Genomic DNA, 25,756 nt, shown 5'->3' on the forward strand with positions numbered 1-25,756 from the left:
TGCCCGCGCCGATTCCTGCGTAGTCTGTGCGCGCTCCGGGCCTCGGGCTCCGGTCACGGGCGTATAGCTCAGCGGTAGAGCACCTCCCTTACAAGGAGGTGGTCGGGGGTTCGATCCCCTCTGCGCCCACAGCACGCGAGCACCTCCGACGGCAGGGAGTAGTAGGTTCTCGGACATGATCCGGATGCTGATCGGCGTGGGCATCACGCTGTTGGGCAACGCGCTCGGCCTGATCGTGGCGGCGGCAGTGCTCGACGACATGACGCTCACGGTGGGCGCTCTCGTGGTGGCGGTCGTGATCTTCACGGTCGTCTACGCCCTCGCCCAGCCCTTCCTGACCCAGATGGCGCTCAGCAAGGCGCCGGCGCTGCGCGGTGGGGTCGCCCTCATCGCCACGCTGGTCGCGCTGGTCGTCACGACGCTTCTCACCGACGACCTGTCGATCTCGGGAGCCCTGACGTGGATCGAAGCCACCGTGATCGTCTGGATAGTCTCGCTCCTCGGGGCGTGGCTGCTCCCCGCGATCCTGATCAAGAAGAAGGTAGAGGAGAAGCGCGCCTGATGCCTCGAAGCGCAATCGCGGAGCGGCTCGACGGGCAGCACGTCCTGCTCACCGGTGTCACGGGTTTCGTCGGTGAGGCCCTGCTCCAGCTGATGCTGGCGGAGGTGCCGGGCGTGCGCGTCACGGTGCTCGTGCGGCCGAAGGGCTCGACGAGCGCCGCGGCCAGGACGGCGGCGCTGCTGCGCAAGCCGATCTTCGCCGACGTCGTCGAGGCGGCCGGCGGGGTCGAGGCGCTGATCGCGGCGCGGGTCGGCGTGCTCGAGGGCGACCTGGCCGACGCGCCCGAGCTGCCCGCGAACCTCGACGCCGTGGTCCACTGTGCCGGCGACGTCTCGTTCGACCCGCCGGTCGACGAGGGCTTCCGGACCAACGTGCAGGGCACCCGCGAGCTGCTCGCGCGGGTCCGCGAGGCGGGGCCGGACATCCACTACGTGCACATCTCCACGGCGTACGTCGCTGGTCGGCGACGCGGCAGCATCCCCGAGGGCCCGGTCGACCACGGCGTCGACCTCGAGGCCGAGCTCGCGTGGGGGCTCGCGCAGCGGCAGATCGTCGAGCACCAGAGCCGCAGCGCGACCGTGCTGGAGCGCGAGCGCAAGAAGGCCGAGAAGACCCACAGCCGGGCCGGTCTGCTCACCGCGGCGACCGCGACCGAGGACGCCCGCAAGGCGTGGGTCAAGACCGAGCTGGTGCGGATCGGCTCCGAGCGCGCACGCAGTCTCGGCTGGACCGACTGCTACACGTTCACCAAGGCGCTGGGCGAACGCGTGGTGGAGCAGCACGCGCGCGACCACCGGGTGTCGATCGTCCGGCCGAGCATCATCGAGTCCGCCCTGCGGGTGCCGCACCCGGGCTGGATCGAGGGTTTCAAGATGGCCGAGCCGCTGATCCTGGCCTACGGCCGCGGCGAGCTGCCGGAGTTCCCCGCGGCCGCCGACACCATCGTCGACATCGTGCCCGTCGACCACGTCGTCGCGGCGATCGTCGCGGTGCTGGCGCACCCGCCGGAGGTCGGCGCGCCGGGGTACTTCCACGTCTCCTCCGGCGACCGCAACCCGCTGACCTTCCGGATGCTCTACGCCAACGTGCGCGAGTACTTCGACCAGCACCCGTTCGTCGCCGGCGACCGCGGCGCGGCGCGGCTGCCGGACTGGCGGTTCCCCGGCGCCACGTCGGTCGAGCGACTGCTCGCGACCAGCGAGCGGGCGCACCAGGTCGCCGACTACGTCATCGGCCACTCGCCGCGCGGCGACCGCACTCGCGACCTCGCCCGCAAGCTCGACCAGCAGGGCCGGCGCCTGGAGTTCCTGCGGCGCTACCTGGACCTCTACCGCGAGTACGCCCAGGCCGAGCTGCGCTTCTCCGACGCGCGCACGCTCTCGCTCTACCGGTCGCTGTCGCCCGAGGACCAAGAGGTCTTCGCCTTCGACACCGCCGTCGTCGACTGGCCGCACTACCTGCGCGAGGTGCACTGCCCGGCGGTCACCGCGCCGGTGCGGCGGATGGACGAGGCGCGCCGCAAGCGGCGCGCGGCGACCGATCCGACGCTCAAGCCGGTGGCCGGGGCCGACGGCGTCGCCGCCTTCTTCGACATGGACGGCACGCTGCTGTCCTCCAACGTCATCGAGACCTACCTGTGGCTGCGGCTGCGCGAGCAGAACGGCGCGGAGCGGTGGGGCGAGCTCGGCCGGGTGGCCGCGAAGGTGCCGGCGCTGGTGCGGGCCGAGCGCCGCGAGCGCAGTGCGTTCCTGCGCGCGGTCTACCGGCAGTACGAAGGCGCGCGCCTCGCCGACCTCGACGCGATCGCCGACGAGCACCTGGCCGACCATGTCCTCTCGCGGCTCTCGCCCGACGCCGTACGCCGGATCCGCGAGCACCGCGCCGCGGGTCACCGCACCGTGCTCATCACCGGCGCGATCCGGCCGCTCACCCGGTCGCTCGATCCGCTCTTCGACCACATCGAGGCGGCGGAGCTCGCCGTCGACGACCGCGGGGTGTGCACGGGGTTCCTGGCCAGCTCGCCGCTGGTCGGGGAGTCGCGGGCGGCCTGGATGCGGCAGTACGCCACCGAGCACGACATCGACCTGGCCGCGTCGTACGGCTATGCCGACTCCCACTCCGACCTGCCGCTGCTCGAGGCGGTCGGCCGGCCGGTCGCGGTCAAGCCGGACGTGTCGCTCTTCCGGCACGCGCGCCGACACCGGTGGACGATCGTCGACTGGGCGAGCTCGGCGTCGAGCACCCGGACGCTGAACCCGGCAGCCCCCCGAGCATGAGGAGCCCGCGATGATGCTCGCGCTGGAGATGTTCCGCTCCGTGCCGCGCACGGTCGCCGGCAAGGCGATCGGCGGTCGGATGCCGGGCATCCTCTCGGGGTACGCCGCGCCGCTACGGCTGGTCACGATCCAGGAGCCGAAGGTCGACCGCCCCGGCTGGGCGCGGCTGCGCACCCGCCTCTCGGGCATCTGCGGATCCGACCTCGGTGCGCTCTCGGGTCGCACCAGCCTCTACTTCTCGGCCGTCGTCTCGATGCCGTTCGTGCCCGGCCACGAGGTGGTCGCCGAGCTGCTCGACGACTGCGAGGACCTGCCGAAGGGGACGCGCGTCGTCGTCGACCCGGTGCTCACCTGTGCCGCGCGCGGCGTCGAGCCGTGCGCGGCCTGCGCGGCCGGGCGGACCAACCGCTGCGAGCGGATCACCGTCGGCCACCTCTCGCCGGGCCTGCAGACCGGGTTCTGCAAGGACACCGGCGGAGGATGGGGGCAGCAGCTCGCCGCGCACCGCAGCCAGCTGCATCCCGTGCCCGAGGGCTTCTCCGACGAGCAGGCGATCCTGATCGAGCCGGTGGCGTGCGCCGTGCACACGGCCCTGCGCTCGGGAGTCGCCGCCGGCGACCGGGTGCTGGTCAGCGGGGCCGGCTCGGTGGGACTGCTCGCGACGCTGGCGCTGCGCGAGCTGACCGACGCCGGCGAGATCATCGTCGTGGCCAAGCACGCCCACCAGCGCGAGCTCGCCCGCGAGTTCGGCGCGACCGAGGTGGTCGCGCCCGGCGAGGTGCTGCGGCGGGTGCGCCGCGCCACGGGTGCCTTCCAGCTCGAGCCGCAGTTCTCCTCGCCGTACCTGCTCGGAGGCGTCGACGTCGCGGTCGACGCCGTCGGCAGCAAGCAGTCCCTCGAGACGTCGCTGCAGGCGACCCGAGCGGGAGGCCGGGTCGTGCTCTCCGGGATGCCGGCGGCCGCGGACCTCTCGGCCGCGTGGTTCCGCGAGCTCGAGATCGTCGGCACCTACGCGTCGGCGCAGGCCGACGACGCCTTCGACAAGGCGATCGAGCTGGCCGCCACCGACGCCGTCCAGCAGCTGGCGAAGAGCGTCGCCAGCTACCCGCTGCACCGCTGGCGGGAAGCGCTCGACCACGCCCACTCGGCCGGCCGCCTCGGCACGGTCAAAGTCGCATTCGATCCCAGGAGTTCAGCATGAGTCGCCCCGGATTCGTCCTCGAGGTGGACGACCGCACCCCGCCGCTCGTCGTCCACGAGGGGCTCGGCTTCCGGCTCGAGGAATTCCCGCTCGGCACGCGGGTCGTCTACCCGCCCGAGTCGCTCCCCGCCGTCCCCGACGTCGACGAGGCGATCCGCGCGGCACTGCTGCACCCCGTCGGCTCCGACCCGCTCCCGGAGCTGCTCTTCGCGGGCATGCGGCTGACGATCGCCTTCGACGACCTCTCGCTGCCGCTGCCGACGATGAAGGCGCCCGACATCCGGGGCCGGATCATCGAGCACGTGCTGACGATGGCGGCCGAGGCGGGTGTCGACGACGTCAAGCTGATCGCCGCCAACGCGCTGCACCGGCGGATGACCGCCGCCGAGCTCAAGCACATCGTCGGGGAGCGGGTGTTCCGCTCGTTCTACCCCCAGGGCGACCTCTACAACTTCGACGCCGAGGACCGCGCCGAGCTGGCCCACCTCGGCACGACCGACAAGGGCGAGGACATCGAGATCAGCAAGCGGGCCGCCGAGTCCGACCTGCTGGTCTACGTCAACGTCAACCTGGTCGCCATGGACGGCGGCCACAAGTCGGTGGGCATCGGGCTGGCGTCGTACAACTCCCTGCGCCACCACCACAACGCCCGCACGATGGTGCACTCTCGGTCGTTCATGGACCACAAGCACTCCGCGATGCACCACTCCGCGTGGCGGATGGGCCGGGTCATCAAGGACCACGTCAAGGTCTTCCAGATCGAGACCACCCTCAACAACGACGTGTTCCCGAAGCCCTTCGACTTCCTGCAGAAGCGCGAGTGGGAGTGGTCGGTGAAGGACCAGGCCTCGATGCTCGGCGTACGCCGGGGGCTCGCGGTCGCGCCGCAGAAGTTGCGGCACAAGATGTTCCACGACCTGCGGTCGGTCTACGGGCTGACCGGGGTCAACGCCGGCGAGGTCGAGGCCGTCCACGAGCGGACGCTGGCGAAGGTGCACCAGCAGCACCTCGTCGAGGTGCAGGGGCAGAGCGACGTCCTCGTGATGGGAGTGCCCTACCTCGGCCCCTACAACGTGAACTCGTCGATGAACCCGATCCTCGCCACCTGCATGGGGCTCGGCTACTACTTCAACTCCTACCGGGGCCAGCCCGTCGTCCGGAAGGGCGGCGCGGTCATCCTCTACCACCCGCTCAACGAGGGCTTCAACCAGCTGCACCACCCGTCGTACGTCGACTTCTACGAGGAGGTGCTCGCCGAGTCGACCGACCCCGCGGTCGTAGGGGAGAAGTACGAGCAGCAGTTCGCCCAGGACCCGTGGTACATCCACCTCTACCGGACCTCGCACGCCTACCACGGCGTCCACCCGTTCTACATGTGGTACTGGGCGGCGCACGCCATGGACCACGTCGACGAGGTGATCTGGGTCGGTGCCGACCGCCGAGCGGCCTCCCGCCTCGGCTTCCGGGCGGCCACGACCCTGCAGGACGCGCTCGAGATGGCGTCGGGCACCGTCGGGTCCTCGCCGTCGATCACCTACCTGCACAACCCGCCCCACCTGTTGGCGGACGTACGATGAACAACTTCCTCAGGGAGTCCGTCGACGACGTCCGCACCGTGGCGCGCGGCTGGCGCTGGGGGCGGCGGCCGCAGGTGCCGCGATCGGCGGAGGAGTGGGTGCCGGCGACCCGGTCGACGGTGTTCCGCACCGACTGGTCGCGCCGGCGCCCGGCGATGGCAGCGCGCGAGGTGGCGCAGAAGGCCGGCCTCGAGCCGCTCTTCCGCTCCCAGGTGCGCACGCACGTCGAGGGCCTGGACGTGCTCGACCGCGTCGACGGCCCGGTGATCTTCGTGGCCAACCACGCCTCGCACCTCGACACACCGCTGATCCTGCTGTCGCTGCCCGACGAGTGGCGGCGGCGTACGGCGGTGGCGGCCGCGGCCGACTACTTCTTCGACACCTGGTGGCGCGCGGTCGGGTCGGTGCTGCTCTTCAACACCTTCCCGATCGACCGCCGTGGCGGCACCATGGCGGCGACGCCGGCGGAGGTGCTGGCCGACGGCTGGAGCCTGGTGATCTACCCCGAGGGGACCCGGTCGGTCGACGGCTGGATGGGCAAGTTCCGGCTCGGTGCGGCGTTCCTCGCCAAGGAGCACGGCGTGCCGGTGGTGCCGGTCGCCCACCGCGGCACGTTCGCGGCGATGCCCCGCGGGCAGGGCTGGCCGTCGCCCGGTCGCCGGCAGCTCACGATCCGCTTCGGCGAGCCGCTGGTGGCCGGCGCCGACGAGTCCGTGCGCGAGTTCGCGCCCCGGATCAAGGACGCCGTCGCGGCGCTGCTCGACGAGGACCGCACCACCTGGTGGGAGGCGCGCCGGCGCGCCGCGGCGGGCGCCGTACCCGACCCGTCCGGACCGCAGGTCGCGCAGTGGCGCCGGGTGTGGGAGCAGTCCGAGTCGCCGGTCCCGCAGGCGCCGGCGCGGAAGCTGACCGCCTGGCGGCGCTGACCCGCCCGAAAGTTTCCGGCGGGTCGGCATGAGAGGGGTCTCATCGGCGGCTCATGGTCGCCTCACCGGCGCACGGTTGTGTCGTCCTCGAAGCAATCGACACGAGGAGACGACGATGAACAAGCTGATGACCACCGGGACCCTCGGGCTCGCCGCGATGGTGACGACCGGGCTGGTCGCGTGGCAGGCGCCGGCGTTCGCCGCCCACGGCTCGGACCACGACAAGGCGTTCAAGCGCGACGACGACAGCCAGGTGCTGGTCACGACCGTCGACGACGACGATGACGACGACACCGGTCTCAACGACCAGACCCGCACGCAGACCCGCACCCGCACCGGTGGCGACAACACGGGCACCAACACCCGCACCGGTCGCGGTGACGGCGACGACAGCCGGCACACCCGGGTCCGTGATCTCACCAGCGACGGGCCGGGCAGCGGGAACGTCGACCACTCCCGGCACGACACCAATGACGGCACCCGCCACAACACCCGCGGCTGATGCCTTCCTCCTCGTGGGGCCTCGAGGAGGGCGACCCGATCACCGCCGAGCTGACGGCCGTCCGTCGGCTCGGCGGTGGGTCCGCCTACGAGGCGTACCTCGCCTTCGACGAGATCACCTACGCACCGGTCGTGGTGAAGGTGGTGCGCCCCGAGCTGGTCGGGGACCCGCACAGCCTGCGCGGCCTGGCGCGCGAGGTCGACGCGCTCGCCACGATCAACCACCCCGTCGTCGTGCGCGGGCTGAGGCACGTGCTGTCGGGCGACCGACCGCACGTCGTGCTCGAGCAGATCGACGGGCCGCGGCTCTCCACGCTGATCCGGCGCTACGGGCCGCTGCAGGAGCAGCAGTACCTCCCGCTGGCGATCGAGGTCGCGAGCGCGTTGCACTACCTCGCGCGCCTCGGCTGGGTGCACCTCGACGTGAAGCCGAGCAACGTGATCATGGGCGCCCCTGCCCGCCTCATCGACCTCTCCGTCGCGCGGCCGGTGGTCGACGCGGCCGGCACCAGGCGGATCGGCACCGACGCCTACATGTCGCCCGAGCAGGCCGACCCCGATCGCTTCGGCACGCCCTCCCCGGCCTCCGACGTGTGGGGACTCTCGGCGACGCTCTTCGAGGCCGTCGCGGGCTACCGCGCCTTCGACCGCGCCTCGGAGGACCAGCTCCCGCAGACCCACGACGACCCCTACCGGCTGCCCGACGGCGTGGCACCCGAGGTCGCGAAGGTCCTGTACGCCGGGCTCGACCGCGACCCGGCCAACCGGCCGCTCCCGCGTGAGGTGGCCGAGGCCCTCGAGCCCGTGCTCGCCCGCCAGCCGCCCGTGCGCCTGGGCGGCGCGCTGCGGACGCGGTGACTGCGCTCAGCGGTTGAACCGGTAGCCCATCCCGCGCACGGTGGCGATCGCCTCCGGGCCGAGCTTCTTGCGCAGGTAGCCGACGTAGACGTCGACGACGTTGGAGCCGGGGTCGAAGTCGAGACCCCAGACGTGGTCGAGAAGCTGCTCGCGCGAAAGGACCTGGCCGGCGTTGACCATGAACATCTCGGCGAGGGCGAATTCACGCGCGGAGAGCTCCACCTGCCTGTCGCCGACGTCGGCGCGGCGGGTGCGGACGTCGAGACGCACGCCGCCGCACTCGAGGACGTCCTCGCGGCCGGCGCCGTTCGAGTGCTCCTGGCGCAGCCGGAGGCGGACCCGGGCGAGCAGCTCGGCGAAGCGGAACGGCTTCGGCATGTAGTCGTCCGCGCCCCCCTCGAGCGCGGAGACCGTGTCGCCGACGGAGTCGCGGGCGGTGAGCACGATGACCGGGACCTGCGAGCCCTGGGCGCGCAGCTGGTCGAGGACCTCGAAGCCGTCGAGGCCCGGGAGGCCGATGTCGAGGACGACGAGGTCGAAGTCGCCGCCGAGAGCCCGGTCGAGCCCCGCGTGGCCGTCGGCGACGATCGTCGTCTGGTGGCCGTCGGCGCGCAGGCCCTTCGCGACGAACGACGCGATGCGCTGCTCGTCCTCCACGATCAGGATCCGGGCCACTCGTCCTCCACCTTCCTCATCCGCGGCAGCGTGACGACGAACCGCGCGCCCGCCGGGTGGGGCGGCGCCGCGTCCTCCACGAGGACGGAGCCGCCGTGCGCCCGCACGATGGCACCGACGATGGAGAGGCCGAGACCGAAGCCCTCGTCACCGGGAGGTACGGCCGAGCGGCCGAATCGTTCAAAGATCACGTCGCGATCTTCCGCCGAGACGCCGGGGCCGGTGTCCCGGACCCAGATCTGTGCCAGCGTTGGCGTGGCCGCGGACCCGATCGCGATCCGGTCGCCGGCGCGCGTGTGCTTGACCGCGTTGTCGCAGAGCTGGAGCACCGCCTGCGTGAGCCGCTGCTCGTCGGCGACGACCTTGACGTCCGAGACCTCGTCGACCGCCCAGTCGCGGTCGCCGAGGCCACGTGCCTTGGCGAACAGGTCGCTGGTGAGCCCGTCCAGGTCGACCTGCCGGAGCTGGAGGAAGTCGGGTCGGTCGCTCTTCGCGAGCAGGATCAGGTCGCCGACCAGCCGCGACATCCGGTCGATCTCGTCGAGCAGCAGGAGCCGGGTCTCGGAGACGTCCTCCGGGTTGTCGGTGTCGAGCAGCTCCAGGTGGCCGCGCAGGACGGTGAGCGGCGTCTTCAGCTCGTGGCCGGCGTCGTCGAGGAACTGCCGCTGCCCGACGAAGGCGGCCTCGAGCCGGTCGAGCATCCCGTTGAAGGTGCGGGTCAGCGCCGTGATGTCGTCGTTGCCGACGACGGGCAGCCGCTGGGAGAGGTCGGTCTCGGTGATCTCGTCGGCCGTCTCGCGAAGCGACCGCAGCGGGGACAGCAGCCGCCCCGAGACCCAGAACGCGACGGCCGTCACGATGAGGAGCGCGAGGCCCGCGACGATGGCGTAGGTGCGCAGGGTGTCCACGAGCCCGGACCGTGCCCGGTCGAGGAACGTGACGACGACCAGCGCCCCCGTCTGGTCACCCTGGGTGACGCCCTGCACGTCGACCTCGAGGTCACCGAACTCGGAGCCGACGGTCGTGCTGCCGTTGTCGGCGATCAGCGGACGCACCGCGTCCGCGATCCAGGTGCTCCCGCTGATCGCATCCCACTCGGGCGACTGGGCCCGCACGCCGTCGTCCCACCATCCGATCAGCAGCTCGTTGTCGTCGGGGACGTTGCGCTGGAAGAACAGGCGCACCATCGCCTCCGGCGTCGCGAACGGGCGCCCGGTCTCGGGGTTGACGCCCCGCCGCTGGAGCTTGGTGAACTCGGCGAACTCCTGGTCGACCGACGACGCGATCTGCTGGTCGAGCCGACGCGACTCGATCGAGTAGACGACGACGCCGGCCACGACGAGGCCCGCGAGCACGAGAAGGGCCACGGTCGCCGTGATGCGAACGCGGACCGAGACGCTAGTCCTCACCGCCACCGGGCCCGCTGTGGTCGTCGCCCCGGTCGTCCCGGTCCTCGCCGCCGTGGTCGCCGCCGTGGTCGTCGTCGTCGCCGTCGTCGTCATCGTGGTCGTCGTCGTCGTAGTCCGGAACGATCACCTCGACGTCGTCGTCATCGTCGTCCCGGCCCGGGGTGCGGCTCGGCGCCGGCGGCTGGCTCGGCGTGCGAGTGGGCTTCGCGCCGGGCGAGCTCGTCGGGGGAGTCGAGGCCGGGTCGGCCTCCCGGATCTGGATGGTCTGCCGAGGCTCCGGGTCGTTCGACGCGGAGGCCGCCAGGGAGCCCGCGACGTACGCGCCCATGGGGACGACGACGGCGAGTCCCAGGAGGACCTTCCAGACCACGTTCATGACCGCATCATTGTCGCCGATCGTGGGCGGCGGGTGAGAGCCCGATGAGAGCACTCTCACCGAGGTCCGCGGTCCGGAGGCCGGGGGCGTCAGGCGGGTGGCTGGTTCCAGCGCAGCAGCGCCGCGACCGGGGCGCCGCCCATCGCCGCGGCGGGCGCGACGCCGACCTCGGCGTCGGTGAGCACGGCGGCCGCCACGAGCGCCTGGTCGGCCGGCACCGGCGCCTCGGGGTGCGCCTCGCCCAGCGAGAGGTCCGGGTGCGCGGAGACGTCGAGGTCGATGTCCGCGGCGGGGGCGGGGTCGAGCAGCAGCGTCTCGACCTGTCCGCGCACGAATGCGTCGGCGACGTCCGAGGTGCCGGTCGCGACCGCCTCGCCGCGACCGAGCCGGTCGCGCAGCTCGTGGACGCGGTCGAGCCGGCGGCGGACGACCTGGTCGACGAGCGCGTCGCGGATCGCCCGCTGCAGGGCCTCGTCGCCGCCGTCGGCCGCCCGGGTGCCGTGGTCGAGCTCGACCACCTCGGCCTCGGACTCGTTGAGACGCTCGCGCACCAGCGACTTCGACCTCGGGTCGCCGCCGAGCAGCACCAGCCGGGTGCCGGTGCGCACGTGGGACATGACGTGGTCGGCGACCTCGGCGGCGTTCTGCTTCCAGACGTTCTCGGTGCGGTGCTGGAACTTCAGCGCGCCCCAGTCGTCGGCGCCCTTCTGGTGGACGTTCTCGGTGCTGCCGCTGACGCTCTCGCTCTCCTCCGGCGTCGGCAGGTCGGAGCTGTGGACGGAGACGTCGCCGCCCTCGTGGTCGACGAGCGCGAGCACGAAGGACACGGTCGCGTCGCGCTGCTCGATCCAGCGCGCCAGGTCGGGAAGCGGACCCCAGGTGGCGACCGGCTGGTCGAGCCGGGCGTGGGCGACCTCGTCGTACGCGATGCCGTCGGCGTTGGCGACGACGACGCGGGCGACCGGTGCGGGCTCGGGGACGACCTCGCCGAGGCGGTCGGCCACGAGATCGACGACGGACTGGTCGGCTCCCTGCTTGCGGAGCTGCTCGCAGGCGGCCCGGACGCGGAGCTCGTGTGCCTGGCCGCCGCTCTCGGTGTCGCGCCCGACGTCGGCGACCACGGTCGCGAACGGGCCGGAGGACTGGAAGACGGGAGTCAGCACTGCGGTGTCCATGCCGGCCCGGTTCCCGATCGGGCGGACGAAAAACGAGGCAACCTCCCGACAACGTGGGGTCACTACAGTGGCTGCATGATCGTCCCGTTCAGCGTCTCCGACTTCATCGATCGGGCCGTGCAGGTCTACGGCGAACGCGTGGGTGTCGTCGACGAGCCCGACCAGCCCGCTCCGCTCCTCCCTGGCTCCTCGGCGGGAGGCGAGCTGACCTACGCCGAGATCGGCGCGCTGGCCGCCCGGCAGGCCGCGAAGCTCGACGAGCTCGGTCTCGAGGTGGGCGACCGGGTCGCGATCGTCAGCCACAACAGCGCGCGGCTGCTCACGGCGTTCTTCGGCGTCAGCGGCTGGGGCAGGGTGCTGGTGCCGGTGAACTTCCGGCTCCGGCCCGACGAGGTCCGCTACATCGTCGAGCACTCCGGTGCGCGCGTGCTGCTGGTCGACCCCGAGCTCGAGGAGTCGCTCAAGGGCGTCGACGCGGAGTTCAAGTTCGTGCTCGGCAACGACGACGAGCTGTACGCCGCCGCCGGCAGCGCGCCGCGGCCGTGGGAGCCCGACGAGAACGCGACGGCGTGCATCAACTACACCTCCGGCACCACCGCGCGACCGAAGGGCGTGCAGATCACCCACCGCAACATCTGGGTCAACGCCGTGACGTTCGCGATGCACGCGACGGTCTCGGACCGAGACGTCTACCTGCACACGCTGCCGATGTTCCACGCCAACGGCTGGGGCATGCCCTACGCGATGACCGGGCTCGGCGTGAAGCACGTCGTGCTGCGCAAGGTCGACGGCGCCGAGATCCTGCGCCGGGTGCGCGACCACGGCGTGACGGTCATGTGCGCGGCACCGGCGGTCGCCGCAGCGGTGCTCGAGGCCGCGCAGACCTGGGAGGGCGAGATCCCGGGTCGCGACCGGGTGCGCATCATCATGGCGGGCGCGCCGCCGCCGACGAAGACAGTCGCGCGGGTGCAGGAGGAGCTCGGGTGGGAGTTCATCCAGATCTACGGGCTCACCGAGACCTCTCCGCTGCTCACCTTCAACCGGACCCGCGAGGAGTGGGACGGCCTCGACGCCGAGGAGCGGGCGTCGCTGCTCACCCGGGCGGGCGCGCCCGCGCTCGGCGTACGGCTGAGGATCTCGGAGGGCGACCCCGGGGACTCCGCCGACTCCGGGGGAGGGGGAGAGGTCCTGGCGCGCTCCAACGTCGTGCTCGAAGGCTACTGGGAGCAGCCCGAGGAGAGCGCGCGGGCGCTGGAGGACGGCTGGTTCCACACCGGCGACGGTGGCTCGATCGGCGACGACGGCTACCTCACGATCTCCGACCGCAAGAAGGACGTGATCATCACCGGCGGCGAGAACGTCTCCTCGATCGAGGTCGAGGACGTGCTGTTCAGCCACCCCGCCGTGGCCGAGGTCTGCGTGATCGGGGTGCCGAGCGAGAAGTGGGGCGAGACGATCAAGGCGCTCGTGGTGCTGGCCGAGGGACAGGAGGCGACCGAGGCGGACCTGATCGCCTGGTGCAAGGACAGGGCCGCCGGCTACAAGGCCCCGACGTCCGTGGAGTTCCGCGACGAGCTGGCCCGGACCGCGACCGGCAAGCTGCAGAAGTTCAAGCTGCGCGCGCCCTACTGGGAGGGCCGGGGTCGGCAGGTCAACTGAGCGACGCACCGATAATCTCCACGCATGCCCGCGCTCGAGGACGTCGTCGCCCTGCTGCACGGCTGGTATCCACCCGGCACCGCGGACTCCTGGGACGCCGTCGGACTGGTCGCCGGCGACCCGGAGCAGCCGGTGCGCAAGGTGATGTTCGCGGTCGACCCGGTGCTGCCGGTGGCCCGGGAGGCGGCCGAGTGGGGCGCCGACCTGCTGGTGGTGCACCACCCGCTCTTCCTCAAGCCCGTGCACGGATTCGCGGCCACGACTCCCAAGGGGCGCACCCTCGCCACGCTGGTCGGCGCCGGCTGCGCGCTGCTCACCGCGCACACGAACGCCGACCAGGCGCGCGGTGGCGTCTCGGAGTCCCTGGCTCTCGCTCTCGGCCTCACCGACCTCGCCCCGATCGTCGCGGCGCCGGCCGGGCCGCTGGACAAGCTCACGACCTACGTGCCGGTCGCGGACGCCGACGCCCTGCGCGCTGCGCTGGCCGACGCCGGAGCGGGCCGGATCGGCGACTACGACCACGCGTCGTTCTCCTCGCCGGGGCAGGGCCGCTTCCGTCCGCTGGAGGGCGCGCACCCCACGATCGGCTCGGTCGGCGCCATCGAGACGGTCGAGGAGGAGCGCGTCGAGGTCGTGCTGCCCAGGCCGCGGCGCGCCGCGGTGGTCGGGGCTCTGCTCGCCGCACACCCCTACGAGGAGCCGGCGTTCGACGTCGTCGAGCTCGCCGACCCGGGGGTCGCCGCGACCGGCACTGGCCGGGTGGGGACGATCCCGCCGACGACGCTGCGGGACTTCGCCGCGGCCGTCTCGCGCGCCCTGCCGCAGACCGCACACGGCGTACGGGTGGCCGGGGACCCGGACCGCGAGGTACGCCGCGTCGCGGTGTGCGGCGGGGCGGGCGACTTCCTGCTCGACACCGTCGCCGGCACCGGCGTAGACGTCTACGTGACGAGCGACCTGAAGCACCACCCGGCGAGCGAGTTCAACGAGCTGGGCGGGCCGGCCCTGGTCGACGTCGCGCACTGGGCGGCCGAGTGGACCTGGCTGCCGGCGGTGGAGGCACGGCTGCGGGCGGCCCTGGGCAGGCGCGGGGGCGATACGGTGGACACCCGCGTGAGCACCACGTGCACCGATCCCTGGCAGTTCCGCATCTGACCTGAGTCCGAGGAGACCCCGCTGAAAGCCGACCCCGCCGCCCAACTGAAGCTCCTCGAGCTGCAGGAGCTGGACTCCCGCGGCGACCAGCTCCGTCACCAGCGGGCGAAGCTCCCCGAGCTCGCGGAGCTCACCGAGCTGGCCGCCAAGCGCACCGACGTCGACAACCTCGCGCGGGACGCGCGGATCTCGGTCGACGACCTGGCCGCCGAGCAGAAGAAGGTCGACCAGGACGTCGAGGCGGTCAAGGCGCGCCGCACGCGCGACCGCGACCGGATGGACCAGGGCCTGGTCACCAATCCCAAGGACCTCGAGCGGATGCAGCACGAGCTGGTGTCGCTCGAGCGCCGCATCTCCTCGCTCGAGGACGACGAGCTCGAGGTGATGGAGAAGCTGGAGGAGGCCCAGCGCGAGCTCGACCAGCTGCAGCAGCTGGTGGCCGAGACCGACGAGCGCCTGCGCGTGGTGGGGGCGACCCGCGACGAGAAGCTCGCCGCGATCGACGCGCGGCTCCAGCAGGTGCAGGCCGACCGCGGACCGGCGGCCGACGGCCTGCCGGCCGACCTGATCGCGCTCTACGACCGGCTGCGGGAGCAGAAGGGCGGCGTGGGCGCCGCGGCGCTGCGCGCGCGGGCGTGCGGCGGCTGCCGGCTGACCCTCGACTCGGTCGAGCTGACCCGGATCAAGGGTCTGCCCGACGACGAGGTGGTCCGCTGCGAGGAGTGCCAGCGGATCCTGGTGCGCACCCCCGAGTCCGGGCTGTGACCGGTCCCCGCGCCGTCGTCATCGAGGCCGACGGCGGCTCGCGGGGCAACCCCGGACCGGCGGCGTACGGCGCGGTGCTGCGGGACGCCGAGACCGGCGCGGTCATCGCCGAGGACGGCCGCACGATCGGGGTGGCGACCAACAACGTCGCCGAGTACTCCGGCCTGATCGCCGGCCTCGAGCTCGCCACCGAGCTGGCGCCGGGCTCGGCGGTCGAGGTGCGCATGGACTCCAAGCTCGTCGTCGAGCAGATGTCGGGACGTTGGAAGATCAAGCACCCCGACATGCTGCCGCTGGCTGCGGAGGCGAAGCGGCTGGCACCCACCGGCACGACGTACACCTGGGTGCCGCGGGCCGAGAACGGCCACGCCGACCGGCTCGTCAACGAGGCGCTCGACGGGGGGCGCGACGGGGTGACCGTCGTGGCGGCGGGGACGGGCCCGTGGGAGGACGAGCCGGAGTCGCTCGCCGAGCTGGTGCAGGATCCCGACACCCAGCCGGTCTCGATCCAGACCGAGGCTCGAGGCTGGGCCGGCGGCGGCGTGCCGACCACGGTGGTGCTGGTGCGCCACGGTGTCACCGCGCACACCGTGGAGAAGCGGTTCTCCGGCGGCCTGGCCAGCGCGAACCCCGGGCTCAGCGACGAGGGCCGCGACCAGATCCGCGCCGTGGCCGACTGGCTGGCCCCGATCGCCGCCCGCATCGACGCCGTCGTCGCCTCGCCGGTACGCCGCACGCTGGAGTCTGCGGAGATCATCGCGACCGCGCTGGGGCGCGAGGTCGGGATCGAGGCCGGCTTCGCCGAGATGGAGTTCGGCCGGTGGGACGGGCTGACCTTCGCCGAGGTGGGGGAGCGTCACCCCGAGGAGCTCGAGGAGTGGCTGGGCTCGGTCGACCGGGCTCCGACGGGCGGAGAGTCGTTCCGCGCCGTCCAGCAGCGCGTGCGGGCGGGCCTGGAGCGGCTGCTCGACGAGCACGCGGGGCGCACCGTGGTCGTCGTCAGCCACGTGACGCCGATCAAGACGCTGGTCGCCGATGCCGTCGACGCGCCGCTGGAGTCGGTGTTCCGGATGGAGCTCAGCCCGGCGTCGGTGACGGTGCTGGCGTGGTTCGACGGCCGTCCGTCGATGCGGATGTACAACGCGCTGCCGCCGGGCAACGACGTGTTCGCCGCGGGCCCGACGAAGTGGTAGCTACAGCTCGCTGACGACGACGTCGAGGCGCGTGCCGTCGACCTCGACGACCCAGCCGAGGTCGCGCAGCGCCTCGGCGAGCCGGACCGGCGTGCGCGGGTCGGCGCCGTCCTCGAGCAGCGCGCGGACGATCCGCCCCTTGGTGGCCTTGTTGAAGTGACTGACCACCTTGCGCTGCCCCTGGTGCTCGTGCAGGACCCGCACGGTCGCGACCTTCAGATCGGGCCCCGGCCGCCAGAAGGCGGCGTAGGTGCTGCTGCGCAGGTCGACGAGCAGCCCGCGGCCCAGTGCCTCGACGGCCGCGTCGCCGAGGCACTCTCGCCACACGCCGGCCACCGGGCCGAGGCCGGGCAGCGTGGCGTCGCCGGAGAGCCGGTACGCCGGGATCCGGTCGCTCGGGCGCACCAGGCCGAACAGGCTGGAGGTGACGGCCAGCCGCCTCGTCGCCCGCCGTCGGGCGGCCGCGGACAGCGTGGCGACGTCGAGTGCGTCGTACAGGACACCGGTGTAGACCCGGTCGGCGCGCGCCGTCGGGTTGGCGCGCAGCCCGCGGTCCAGCTCGACGAGGTCGAGCTGGGTGCCGCCGACGCCCAGGGTCTTCGCGGCGACGTCGGGGTCGCCCTCGCAGAGCTCGACGAGGGCGTCGAGCACGCGCTCGCGCGCAGCGGTCAACGTGGGGAAGTCGAGGGTCGCCAGGTCGAGGGCCTTGCCGCGACGCGGCGCGGCCTTGCCCTCGCTGGGAGGCAGCAGGATGAGCACGGTGCCCTATCGTGCCGGTATGCCGAGCAGCCGCGTCGTCCGGGTCCGCTCCGCCGATCACGGCGTGGCGGCGGCCACGCTGCGCGCCGGCATCGAGCGCATCAGGTCCGATCTCGACGCCGCACCGGACTTCCCTGCCGAGGTCGAGGCGGCCGCCGCCGCGGCGGCGGCCGCGCCCCGGCTGCCGGACCTCGACCGCACCGACGTGCCGTTCGTGACCATCGATCCGCCCGGGGCCCGTGACCTCGACCAGGCGATGCACCTGTCGCGCGACGGCTCGGGGTACGTAGTGCAGTACGCGATCGCCGACGTCGCCGCCTTCGTCTCGCCGGGCGACCCGGTCGACGTCGAGGCGCACCGACGCGGTGAGACGCTCTACGGCGCCGACTCCAAGGTGCCGCTGCACCCGGCCGTGCTGAGCGAGGGCGCCGCGTCGCTGCTGCCCGGCGAGGAGCGCCCGGTGCTGCTCTGGACGACCCGCCTCGACGAGGAGGGCACCCGCACCGACGTACGCGTGGAGCGGGCGCGGGTGCGGTCCACGGCCCAGCTCACCTACGAGGAGGTGCAGGCGCAGGTCGACGCGGGGACCGCCGACGGCTCGCTCGCGCTGCTGCGCGAGATCGGCGAGCTGCGGCTCGCGCGCGAGGCCGCCCGCGGCGGCGTCGACCTGCCGCTGCCCGAGCAGGAGGTCGACGTCGCAGGAGAGCGCTGGCACCTGGAGTTCCGCCAGCAGCTGCCGGCGGAGCGGTGGAACGCGCAGATCTCCCTCCTCACCGGGTTCGCCGCCGCCGACCTGATGCTCTATGCCCGGGTCGGTCTGCTGCGCACCCTGCCCCCGCCGGACCCGCGCGACGTGCAGCGGCTGCACCGCACCGCCCGCGCGCTCGGCATCGACTGGCCCGCCGAGGTGCTCTACCCCGACTTCGTGCGCGCGCTGGACCCGTCGGTCCCCGCGCACGCGGCGATGGTCAACGCGAGCGCCCGGCTGCTGCGGGGGAGCGGGTACGTCGCGTTCGACGGCGAGACGCCCGCCCAGCCGCTGCACTCCGCGCTGGCCGAGGAGTACGCCCACGTCACCGCCCCGCTGCGCAGGCTGGGCGACCGCTACGCCGGCGAGGTCTGCCTCGCGCTGTGCGCGGGCACCGACGTGCCCGAGTGGGTGCGCGCGGCGCTGCCCGCGCTGCCGAAGACGCTCCAGTCGTCGGGCTCGCGGTCGCGTGCCTACGAGCGCGCCGTGCTCGACCTGGTCGAGGCCGGGGTGCTCGCCGACCGGGTCGGCGACGTCTTCCCGGGTGTCGTGGTCGACGTCGACGAGGACGACGCACGCCGCGGCGTCGTGGTGCTCCACGATCCCGACGTCGAGGCGCGCGTGGTGTCGTCGACGCCGCTGCCGCTCGGCACCGACCTGCAGGTGCGGCTGACGGTGGCCGACGTCGAGGCGCGACGGGTGGAGTTCGCCCCAGCCTGAGTCCGTCGCTTCACCGTCCGGTCATCCGGCATTCGCGGGCCGCTCACCCGGCTCCGACAGGTTCGGGGCATGACCGAGACCTTCGACCCCTCCCGCCACGTCCAGCTCCCCATGGCCCACCTGACGCACGGCAACCGGAGCGCGGTCACCTGCCACCTGCGGTGCGGCGACGCCTGCGCGGTCGCGGCGCCCAACACGACCGACACGACCTACTTCCGTGAGGTCGCCGGCCAGGCGCTGAGCCGCCGGCGGGTCCTGGGGACCGGCGCCGTCGCCGCGGGCCTGCTCGCGGGCGGCGCGCTCGTCTCGCCTGCCGCCGCGGGCCGACCTCGGGGCGGGCACGGCAAGGGCCGGCGCCACCCGCTCGAGTTCGCCGCCATCGCGCCGGTGGCGGCCACCGTCGACGACGTCTCGGTGCCGACCGGCTATCGCTGGGACGCGATCATCCGCTGGGGAGATCCGATCCTGCGCCACGCGCCGGACTTCGACCCCGCCGCGCAGACCCCGGAGGCGCAGGCCGGCCAGTTCGGCTACAACAACGACTACCTCGACGTCATCGAGACCAACCGCTCGGGCACCCGGGCGATCCTGGTGTGCAACCACGAGTACACCAACGAGAACATCATGTTCCCGCCGGGCACCGACGCCGAGACCGTCATCCGTACGGCGTGGGCGGCTCACGGCCTCTCGGTGGTCGAGCTCGGGCGCACGCGGCGCGGGGACACCTGGAGCTACGTCCGTGGTGCCCGGCTCAACCGGCGCATCACGCTCGACACCGAGTTCGAGCTCGACGGGCCGGCGGCCGGGTCGGCGCTGCTGAGGACGGCCGCCGACCCGACCGGGCGCCGGGTGCGCGGCACGATGAACAACTGCGCCGGCGGCACCACGCCCTGGGGCACGGTCCTCTCCGGCGAGGAGAACTTCAACCAGTACTTCCGGGCGGCCGGGACCGACCCGAAGGAGGCGCGGTACGGCCTGAGCAGCAGCCAGGACTCGCGCAACTGGCGCTCCGTCGACCCGCGGTGGGACGCCACGACCGCGGCGTACGCCCACGAGCCGAACCGCTTCGGCTGGGTCGTCGAGATCGACCCGGCGGATCCTCGCTCGACGCCCGTCAAGCACACGGCGATGGGGCGCTTCAAGCACGAAGGCGCGAACGTGACCGTCAACCGCGACGGACGGGTCGTGACCTACCTGGGCGACGACGAGCGGTTCGACTACCTCTACAGGTTCGTGTCCAAGGAGCGGATCCGCCGCGGTGGCAGCCGGCGCGACCACCGGCACAACCTGCGGCTGCTCAGCGAGGGCGACCTGTCGGTGGCCAGGTTCTCCGGCGACGGCCTCGAGGACGGCGTCAGCGACGGCTCGGGCGAGTGGCTCCCGCTGACCCGTGACGGGCGTTCGATGGTGCCGGGCTTCAGCCTCGACGAGGTCCTCGTCTACACGCGTCTGGCGGCGGACGCCGTGCAGCCGACCAAGATGGACCGGCCGGAGGACGTCGAGCCCAACCCGGTCAACGGCAAGGTCTACGTCGCCTGCACCAACAACACCGATCGCGGCAAGGCGGGCAAGGAGGGGCCGACCGAGTCGAACCCCCGCGCCGCCAACAAGGACGGCCACGTCGTGGAGATCACGCCCGCGCGCGGCGACCACACGGCGCGCACCTTCACCTGGAGCCTGCTGCTGGTCTGTGGTGACCCCGCGACCGCCGGCACCTACTTCGGCGGCTGGGAGGGCGAGGTGTCGCCGATCTCCTGCCCCGACAACGTCGCCTTCGACAGCGAGGGCAACCTCTGGATCTCGACCGACGGGCAGCCGTCGGCGCTGACGCTCGCGGACGGGCTCTTCAAGGTGCCCGTGTCGGGTCGCGAACGGGGCCACGTCCAGCAGTTCCTCGCCGTACCCGCCGGCGCCGAGACGTGCGGGCCGGTGATCCACGACCGGGACGGGTCGGTCTTCGTCGCCGTGCAGCACCCCGGTGAGGACGGCACGTGGGAGGCGCCCCAGTCGCGCTTCCCCGACTTCGTGCCGGCCGGCGGCAGAACGAGGCGGGGCGCCTTCGCCGGACCGCGGCCGGCGGTGGTGCAGGTCAGCCGAGGCGGAGGGGACCGAAGAGCTCCCGTGCGCGGGCGTGGTCGTTGAGGTCGACCTCGTCCGCCGAGGCGCCGGGGAGGACCGCAGAGGACAGGGAGTAGGCGACCTTCCAGGCGACGTCGCCGCGGCGCGCGAGCAGGACGTAGCCGCGCAGGAGCTCCGGGCGAGCCCGCTCGTGGGGGACGAAGCGGACGAGGCCGCTGCGGGCGAGCTGCTGATCGGCGTCGGGGACGGTGAGGAAGTCCGGCGCCTCGCCCCAGGTCACCACCTCGCCGGCCCCGGACACCGGCACGGTCTGCGGGTCGACGCCGGTGACCGCCATGGGCAGGTCGAGCCAGCCGGCCAGGTCGCCGTCAGCTGTCGCGCCGGTCAGCAGAGTGACGACCAGCCCCTCGCCGGACACCGCGCCGGCCCACCGTGCGGTGGTCTGCCGGCCGAGCGTCTCGGAGCCGAGCGGCGTCCAGCCCTCGCCGACCACTCCCGAGAACCGCACGTCCGCGTGTGCCGCGGGCGCGACCGGCCACGTCACGAGAAGTTGATCTTGAAGAACCGCTTGGTCAGGTCGCTGAGCTCGAGCATCGAGACACCGTCGCCGTTCTGGACCTCCTTCGGCGAGAGCTTCGTCGAGCCGTCCGGCCCCCCGGTGACGTCGTAGTCGCGCGAGTACTGGCCCCACGGGTTGCGGATCTTGACGAACTTGAGGTCGCCGACGGTCGCGGTGCCCACCAACGAGTAGGCGTGGCCGCCGGCCAGGCCCTTCGTCATGGCCTCGCCGCCGCTGGCGCCCACACCACTGGCGGACCGCCCGACCTTCTGGTGGGTGTCGACGCCGACCAGGATCCCGTCGTTCATCGCCTTCTGGATCTGGTGCCAGAGTCGCAGCTGGTCGCGGGTGTACTTGCCGCTGCCGCGCTTGCCGGGGAAGTAGCCCTCCAGGTAGGCCAGCATCGGGGTCGCCAGCTCGGTCGACAGACCGTTGTCGGCGAAGACGAGCTCGAAGTCCTCCAGCCGGATCGTGCCGTGCTCGTAGCCGCCGGCCTTCTCGGCCGCGAGGTCGGTGAAGAGCTTGGCGATCGCCGGCTGGCCCTTGCCCCGGAGCCACTTCATCCAGGCGTCGACCTTCTTCTTGTTCATCTCGTAGATCTGGTAGCTGACCAGACCCGTGTAGGACGCGCCGAAGAACCTGGTCGCCGACCTCTTGTGCTCGGCGACCTCGGCGGGCGACCACGGCATGTCCTTGCGACCCAGCGCACCCTGCTCCTCGCCCTGGGTGACGTCGAACTGCAGGCTGGGACGGCCGAGCAGCACCTCCCAGGCGTACCGCGAGAAGCCGCCCTCGATCGAGCCGTAGTTGGCGTTCTGCCCCGGCTGGCGCGCCTTGTCGGTGTCCTCCTCGGTGCCGCCGAACCTGCCGGCGGTGTAGGCCTTCTCGATGATGCCGACCCACAGCGCGCCGGCGTCGTACTGGAGCTTGTCGCCCTTGCGCACCCGCGACTTCTCGACGCGGATCAGCTTCGGCGTGAACGTGGCCGCGGTGTTCGCCTTGTACTCGCCGGGGTCGGCCTGGTCCTTCTTGACCTTGTCGCGCTGGACCTCGTAGAGCCGGACCGTGGCAGTGTTGCCGTAGTCCTTGACCATCTCCATGATCTGGCCCGGGCTGGTGGCCGCGACGCTCGCGAGCGCGGCCTCGAGGTAGCAGTCGCCGAGTCCGTACTGCTTGACGTCCTCGGGCTTCGGCGGGATCGGGTCGCCCTTGGCGTCGAGGGGGAAGACCGGCGCGTCGTCGCGCACGTGGGAGAGGGCGGGGTCCTCCTGCAGGTCGGCCGTCTTGACGACGTACGTCGTACCGCCGGCCTCGAACATCGACCACTGGGCCTGGTTGGTCTTCTTGATCTCCGCGAGGAAGCCGTTGGTCAGGTTGCCGGCGGAGACCGGTGCGCCCGCGTTGAGCGTGAAGATCTCGGTGCCGACCGGCAGGTACTTCTTCGGCGTCTCGGGGTTCGCCTCGACCTGGTCGGTGAACCAGTCCCGGTCCTGGAGGTCGAAGAACTCGGCCACGTCGCCGGCCGTGCCGAGCGTGATGCCGCCGGGACGTTGCTTGCGCTTGCGCCGCTCGTCGCGCTTCTCCGCGATCTTCTCCTCGGCGTCGAACATCGCGCCCACGCCGGCGACGGAGTCGTCGGTGAGCCCGCCGCTCTTGCGCTCGGCGCGTTCGGCGCGCTTCTCCTCGTCGTCGAACATCGGGCCCACGCCGATGGACTGCGAGCGGGAGCGCTTGCGGCGGATCGAAGCCGATCCCGGCGCCGCGCTCGCGGCCTCGGTGTGCGTGGCCAGGCGCCGAAGCCCGCTGAGCGCCTCGCCGGCCATCCGGTCGGCCTCGGCCTCGGCCGGGTCGTCGGCACGACCGATGGTGCCGGCCGTCGCGGGCGAGGTGTGCCGGCCGGCGCGCTGCTGCACCACGTGCGCCAGCTCGTGGGCCAGCACGTGGTCGTCGCCGCCCGGAGAGTAGGACCCGTGCGTGAAGTAGAGGTCGTCGCCGTGGGTGAAGGCCACGGACTGCACCGAGCGCGCGATGCCGTCGGCCTCGCCGTCGTCGTGGACTCGCACGCCCGACAGGTCCGTGCCGAAGGCCTCGCCGAAGGACGACGCGATGTCCGCGGGCAGCGGGCGGCCACCGCCCGAGCGGCGTGCCAGGGTCGCGGAGAGGTCCTGGGTCATCGGCGCGCCGCCCAGCGGGTCGCGGGTGTCTGCGCCGCGACGTCTTACGGCGATGCCCCCGACGGCGGCACCCACCGTCACGTCGGTCTCGGAGGCCGGGGTCTGCGCGACCGGTGACTCCGGCGTGGGCCGGGCCTGCTCGGGGCGCCTGTCGGTCTGGTGCTCGGGCATGGCGAGTCTCCTCGTCGCCTGCGGCGTTGGATGGGTTCAGCCTAGTAGCTCGTCGTGGCCAAAGTGCGGTTTAGGGCGACGTCGGGGTGCGTGCATCGCAAGGCGCCGGAGCGCCGCTCTACTTGCTCGTCCAGCAAGCGACGGCAACGCCGCGAGGTGCGTGCCAGGGCGTGGCGGTAGGCCGTGAATTGGCTGCGACGCGCTACTAGCGTCGTCAGCGCGTCGCGAAGCCGTTCTCGGGAAGGAGCCTGCCGAGCTTGCGATACTCGCGGAGGACGGCGTCGGCGAGGTGCCGCATGCCGACCGGAGTGCCCTCGCCGACGGCCTGGTACGCCGCGGCGAGCACCACGTTGCGGATCTCGCCGCCGGTCAGCTCGGCCCGCGCGCTGAGCGTCTCGAGGTCGACCGGGTCGGCGGCGTCGAGGCCGTCGAGCTGGGCGAGGTGGTGGTCCCACAGGCGGCGCCTGGTGTCCTGGTCGGGGTCGGGGAAGCTCACGATGAAGCTCATCCGTCGCGAGAAGGCCCGGTCGAGGTTGCCCCGCAGGTTGGTGGCCAGGATGGTCACGCCGTCGAAGTGCTCCATCCGCTGCAGGAGGTAGGAGATCTCCTGGTTGGCGTAGCGGTCGCGCGCGTCCTTGACCTCGGAGCGGCTGCCGAAGAGCGCGTCCGCCTCGTCGAAGAACAGCACGACGTCCATCGTCTCGGCGGCGTGGAAGATCCGCTCGAGGTTCTTCTCGGTCTCGCCGATGTACTTGTCCACGACGCTCGAGAGGTCCACCTGGAAGAGGTCGACGGACAGCTCGGCGGCGACGACGTGGGCGGCCAGCGTCTTGCCGGTGCCGGGCCCGCCCGCGAAGAGCGCCGCGATCCCGCACCCGCGCCGGGCGAGCAGGCCCTGCCGGGCGACCTCGTCGCGGTGGCGTGCCCAGCTCACCAGCTCCTGCAGCGCGGTGGTCGCGGTCTCGGGCAGGACCAGGTCGTCGAGGGTGGGTCGTGATCCGGCCGCCCCGCCCGCGCGGACGTTGCCGCTCGCGCCGCCGCTGCCGCTGACCCGCCGCGCCGCCTCGCGGACGTGGTGGGCCGACACCGGCTCGTCCCGGGTGTCGGCGAGGAGCTGGGCATGTCGGGTCACCCGGGGAACGGACTCCGGGACGAGCCGCAGCCCGAGCAGCGTGCGGCGCAGCTCCGAGTCGTCGTCGACCAGCGCACCGAGTCCGGTGCTCCACATCTGCTCCCGGGCGTCGACCGGCAGCGGGGCGGCCTCGGCGAGGTAGGGGAGGTCGTGCAGCCAGGCCGGGTCCCAGGCGCGGTTGCCGACGGCGACGACGGGCACGACCGCGTCGGCGAGGATCTCGAAGACGGCCGGGGCCTGGTCCTCCGGGATGGTCTCGGCGCCGGTGACGATCAGTGCCCGCCCCCGCAGGGCCGCCTCGCGGACCGCGTGCCCGGCGAGCTCGCTCCACCCGCGCTCGATCGACCGGCGACCCACGTCGACGGCGACCCAGTCCAGCCCCAGCGAGCGCAGCGCGTCGGCGGCCATCGCGGTGCCGGCTGCGCCCGGTGGGCAGCGCACCCAGGCCAGCGGCGCGTCGAGGCCGATGGCCGCGGCCAGGTCCGCGGACCCTTCCGTCTCCAACGCGACCGCGACGGTGCGCAGCCCGTCCAGCGTGGGCTCCGCCGGTCGGGCACCGGCGAGCACCGCGAGCACCGGGTCGGGTACGACGAGCGCGCGGGTCAGCCACGGGCCGTCACCCGGCACGTCGAGCAGGCGCGCGCGGCGGAGCGGTCCGGCCGGACCGAGACGGCCGAACGCGTCCGGCGTGGTCGTGCCGACGCCCGCGAGCTCGAGCGCCAGCCCGACCGTCGCCCGCGAGGCGTGGGTCAGCCCGCGCAACAGCCCGAAGGCCGCCGCGACGTTGCCGTCGAGCTCGGCGGCCGCCGCCGCCTGCAGGATCATCACGTCCGCGGCCTCCAGCCCGAAGACCGCGGTGAGGTCCGGCCATCCGGCGAACTCGTCCGGCTGCGCGTCGTGGTGGTCGGCGTACAGGACCTTGACGACCTCGGCGCACTGCTCGGCCAGCGGCGAGCCGACACGTGCGCGGCCCTGCTGGGCGACGTCGATCCCGGCGATCACGCCGCCGAACCACGAAGGCATGCGCCCACCCTAGGGGAGCAGATCTCCCGCGGGTGTCACATCCGGAAGGCGGCCGGTGTCTGGATGTGCGACCCCACATCGAC

The 25,756-nt window shown here is 72.8% G+C and carries 21 protein-coding genes and 1 tRNA gene; 14 read left to right on the top strand and 8 right to left on the bottom strand.

Annotation, left to right across the window (positions count from 1 at the left end; genetic code table 11):
* Window positions 1-57 precede the first annotated feature (57 nt).
* From PZ894_RS11390 to PZ894_RS11425, 8 genes are all read left to right on the top strand, one after another.
* Window positions 58-129 (top strand) — tRNA-Val (locus tag PZ894_RS11390).
* Between the two features lie 46 nt (window positions 130-175).
* Window positions 176-562 carry a phage holin family protein gene (locus PZ894_RS11395; protein ID WP_275744836.1) on the top strand — a complete coding sequence of 129 codons (387 nt, stop codon included), beginning with the start codon at window positions 176-178 and terminating at the stop codon, window positions 560-562.
* On the top strand, window positions 562-2,838 hold the full coding sequence (locus tag PZ894_RS11400; protein ID WP_275744838.1) for an HAD-IB family hydrolase: 2,277 nt from the start codon (window positions 562-564) through the stop codon (window positions 2,836-2,838). Before PZ894_RS11395 ends, PZ894_RS11400 begins: the two co-directional genes overlap by 1 nt.
* Window positions 2,839-2,848: 10 nt before the next feature.
* Window positions 2,849-4,039 carry a zinc-binding dehydrogenase gene (locus tag PZ894_RS11405; protein WP_275744839.1) on the top strand — a complete coding sequence of 397 codons (1,191 nt, stop codon included), beginning with the start codon at window positions 2,849-2,851 and terminating at the stop codon, window positions 4,037-4,039.
* A complete protein-coding gene (locus tag PZ894_RS11410; RefSeq protein WP_275744841.1) occupies window positions 4,036-5,616 on the top strand; it encodes a lactate racemase domain-containing protein in 1,581 nt (526 codons plus the stop codon). Before PZ894_RS11405 ends, PZ894_RS11410 begins: the two co-directional genes overlap by 4 nt.
* Window positions 5,613-6,542 (top strand): lysophospholipid acyltransferase family protein, encoded by a 930-nt coding sequence (locus PZ894_RS11415; protein WP_275744843.1) that lies wholly within the window; start codon window positions 5,613-5,615, stop codon window positions 6,540-6,542. Before PZ894_RS11410 ends, PZ894_RS11415 begins: the two co-directional genes overlap by 4 nt.
* A 115-nt stretch (window positions 6,543-6,657) precedes the next feature.
* Entirely contained in the window at window positions 6,658-7,044 is a 387-nt protein-coding gene (locus PZ894_RS11420; protein ID WP_275744845.1) for a hypothetical protein, read from the top strand.
* Window positions 7,044-7,901, top strand: coding sequence for a serine/threonine-protein kinase (locus tag PZ894_RS11425; RefSeq protein ID WP_275744847.1), 858 nt, complete (start codon window positions 7,044-7,046; stop codon window positions 7,899-7,901). Before PZ894_RS11420 ends, PZ894_RS11425 begins: the two co-directional genes overlap by 1 nt.
* Before the next feature lie 6 nt (window positions 7,902-7,907).
* Here the strand turns inward: PZ894_RS11425 and PZ894_RS11430 are convergent, their stop codons facing one another.
* The 4 genes from PZ894_RS11430 to PZ894_RS11445 form a co-directional block, all read right to left on the bottom strand.
* Window positions 7,908-8,576 carry a response regulator transcription factor gene (locus PZ894_RS11430; protein WP_275744849.1) on the bottom strand — a complete coding sequence of 223 codons (669 nt, stop codon included), beginning with the start codon at window positions 8,574-8,576 and terminating at the stop codon, window positions 7,908-7,910.
* Window positions 8,561-9,943, bottom strand: coding sequence for a HAMP domain-containing sensor histidine kinase (locus PZ894_RS11435; RefSeq protein WP_275744851.1), 1,383 nt, complete (start codon window positions 9,941-9,943; stop codon window positions 8,561-8,563). The genes PZ894_RS11430 and PZ894_RS11435 overlap by 16 nt, the downstream gene beginning before the upstream one ends.
* Window positions 9,944-9,974: 31 nt before the next feature.
* Window positions 9,975-10,361 (bottom strand): hypothetical protein, encoded by a 387-nt coding sequence (locus PZ894_RS11440; RefSeq protein WP_275744853.1) that lies wholly within the window; start codon window positions 10,359-10,361, stop codon window positions 9,975-9,977.
* An 89-nt stretch (window positions 10,362-10,450) separates the two neighbouring features.
* Window positions 10,451-11,536 (bottom strand): Vms1/Ankzf1 family peptidyl-tRNA hydrolase, encoded by a 1,086-nt coding sequence (locus PZ894_RS11445; protein WP_275744855.1) that lies wholly within the window; start codon window positions 11,534-11,536, stop codon window positions 10,451-10,453.
* 75 nt (window positions 11,537-11,611) lie between these two features.
* Here PZ894_RS11445 and PZ894_RS11450 point away from each other — a divergent pair, with 75 nt between their 5' ends.
* From PZ894_RS11450 to PZ894_RS11465, 4 genes are all read left to right on the top strand, one after another.
* Window positions 11,612-13,195, top strand: a complete 1,584-nt coding sequence (locus PZ894_RS11450) for an AMP-binding protein (protein WP_275744857.1) — start codon at window positions 11,612-11,614, stop codon at window positions 13,193-13,195.
* A 24-nt stretch (window positions 13,196-13,219) separates the two neighbouring features.
* Complete coding sequence (locus PZ894_RS11455; protein WP_275744859.1) at window positions 13,220-14,350, top strand: Nif3-like dinuclear metal center hexameric protein; 1,131 nt, start codon at window positions 13,220-13,222, stop codon at window positions 14,348-14,350.
* Between the two features lie 276 nt (window positions 14,351-14,626).
* Entirely contained in the window at window positions 14,627-15,115 is a 489-nt protein-coding gene (locus PZ894_RS11460; protein ID WP_275744860.1) for a C4-type zinc ribbon domain-containing protein, read from the top strand.
* Entirely contained in the window at window positions 15,112-16,308 is a 1,197-nt protein-coding gene (locus PZ894_RS11465) for a bifunctional RNase H/acid phosphatase (RefSeq protein ID WP_275744862.1), read from the top strand. The genes PZ894_RS11460 and PZ894_RS11465 overlap by 4 nt, the downstream gene beginning before the upstream one ends.
* Here PZ894_RS11465 and yaaA read toward each other — a convergent pair whose 3' ends face one another.
* Window positions 16,309-17,067 (bottom strand): peroxide stress protein YaaA, encoded by a 759-nt coding sequence (yaaA, locus tag PZ894_RS11470; protein ID WP_275744864.1) that lies wholly within the window; start codon window positions 17,065-17,067, stop codon window positions 16,309-16,311.
* 19 nt (window positions 17,068-17,086) lie between these two features.
* Between yaaA and PZ894_RS11475 the strand changes: the two genes are divergently transcribed.
* Window positions 17,087-18,535 carry an RNB domain-containing ribonuclease gene (locus PZ894_RS11475; protein WP_275744866.1) on the top strand — a complete coding sequence of 483 codons (1,449 nt, stop codon included), beginning with the start codon at window positions 17,087-17,089 and terminating at the stop codon, window positions 18,533-18,535.
* Between the two features lie 69 nt (window positions 18,536-18,604).
* Complete coding sequence (locus PZ894_RS11480) at window positions 18,605-20,677, top strand: PhoX family phosphatase (protein ID WP_275744869.1); 2,073 nt, start codon at window positions 18,605-18,607, stop codon at window positions 20,675-20,677.
* Here PZ894_RS11480 and PZ894_RS11485 read toward each other — a convergent pair.
* From PZ894_RS11485 to PZ894_RS11495, 3 genes are all read right to left on the bottom strand, one after another.
* Window positions 20,625-21,158, bottom strand: a complete 534-nt coding sequence (locus tag PZ894_RS11485; protein ID WP_275744870.1) for a hypothetical protein — start codon at window positions 21,156-21,158, stop codon at window positions 20,625-20,627. The genes PZ894_RS11480 and PZ894_RS11485 overlap by 53 nt on opposite strands.
* The gene (locus PZ894_RS11490; RefSeq protein ID WP_275744871.1) at window positions 21,155-23,518 is read right to left on the bottom strand and encodes a DUF4157 domain-containing protein; all 2,364 of its coding nucleotides are present in this window, start codon (window positions 23,516-23,518) and stop codon (window positions 21,155-21,157) included. The genes PZ894_RS11485 and PZ894_RS11490 overlap by 4 nt, the downstream gene beginning before the upstream one ends.
* A gap of 214 nt (window positions 23,519-23,732) precedes the next feature.
* Entirely contained in the window at window positions 23,733-25,673 is a 1,941-nt protein-coding gene (locus PZ894_RS11495) for an ATP-binding protein (RefSeq protein ID WP_275744873.1), read from the bottom strand.
* Window positions 25,674-25,756: the final 83 nt, after the last annotated feature.

It is taken from the genome of Nocardioides sp. YIM 152315 (genome assembly GCF_029210375.1).
Taxonomy (GTDB): Bacteria; Actinomycetota; Actinomycetes; order Propionibacteriales; family Nocardioidaceae; genus Nocardioides.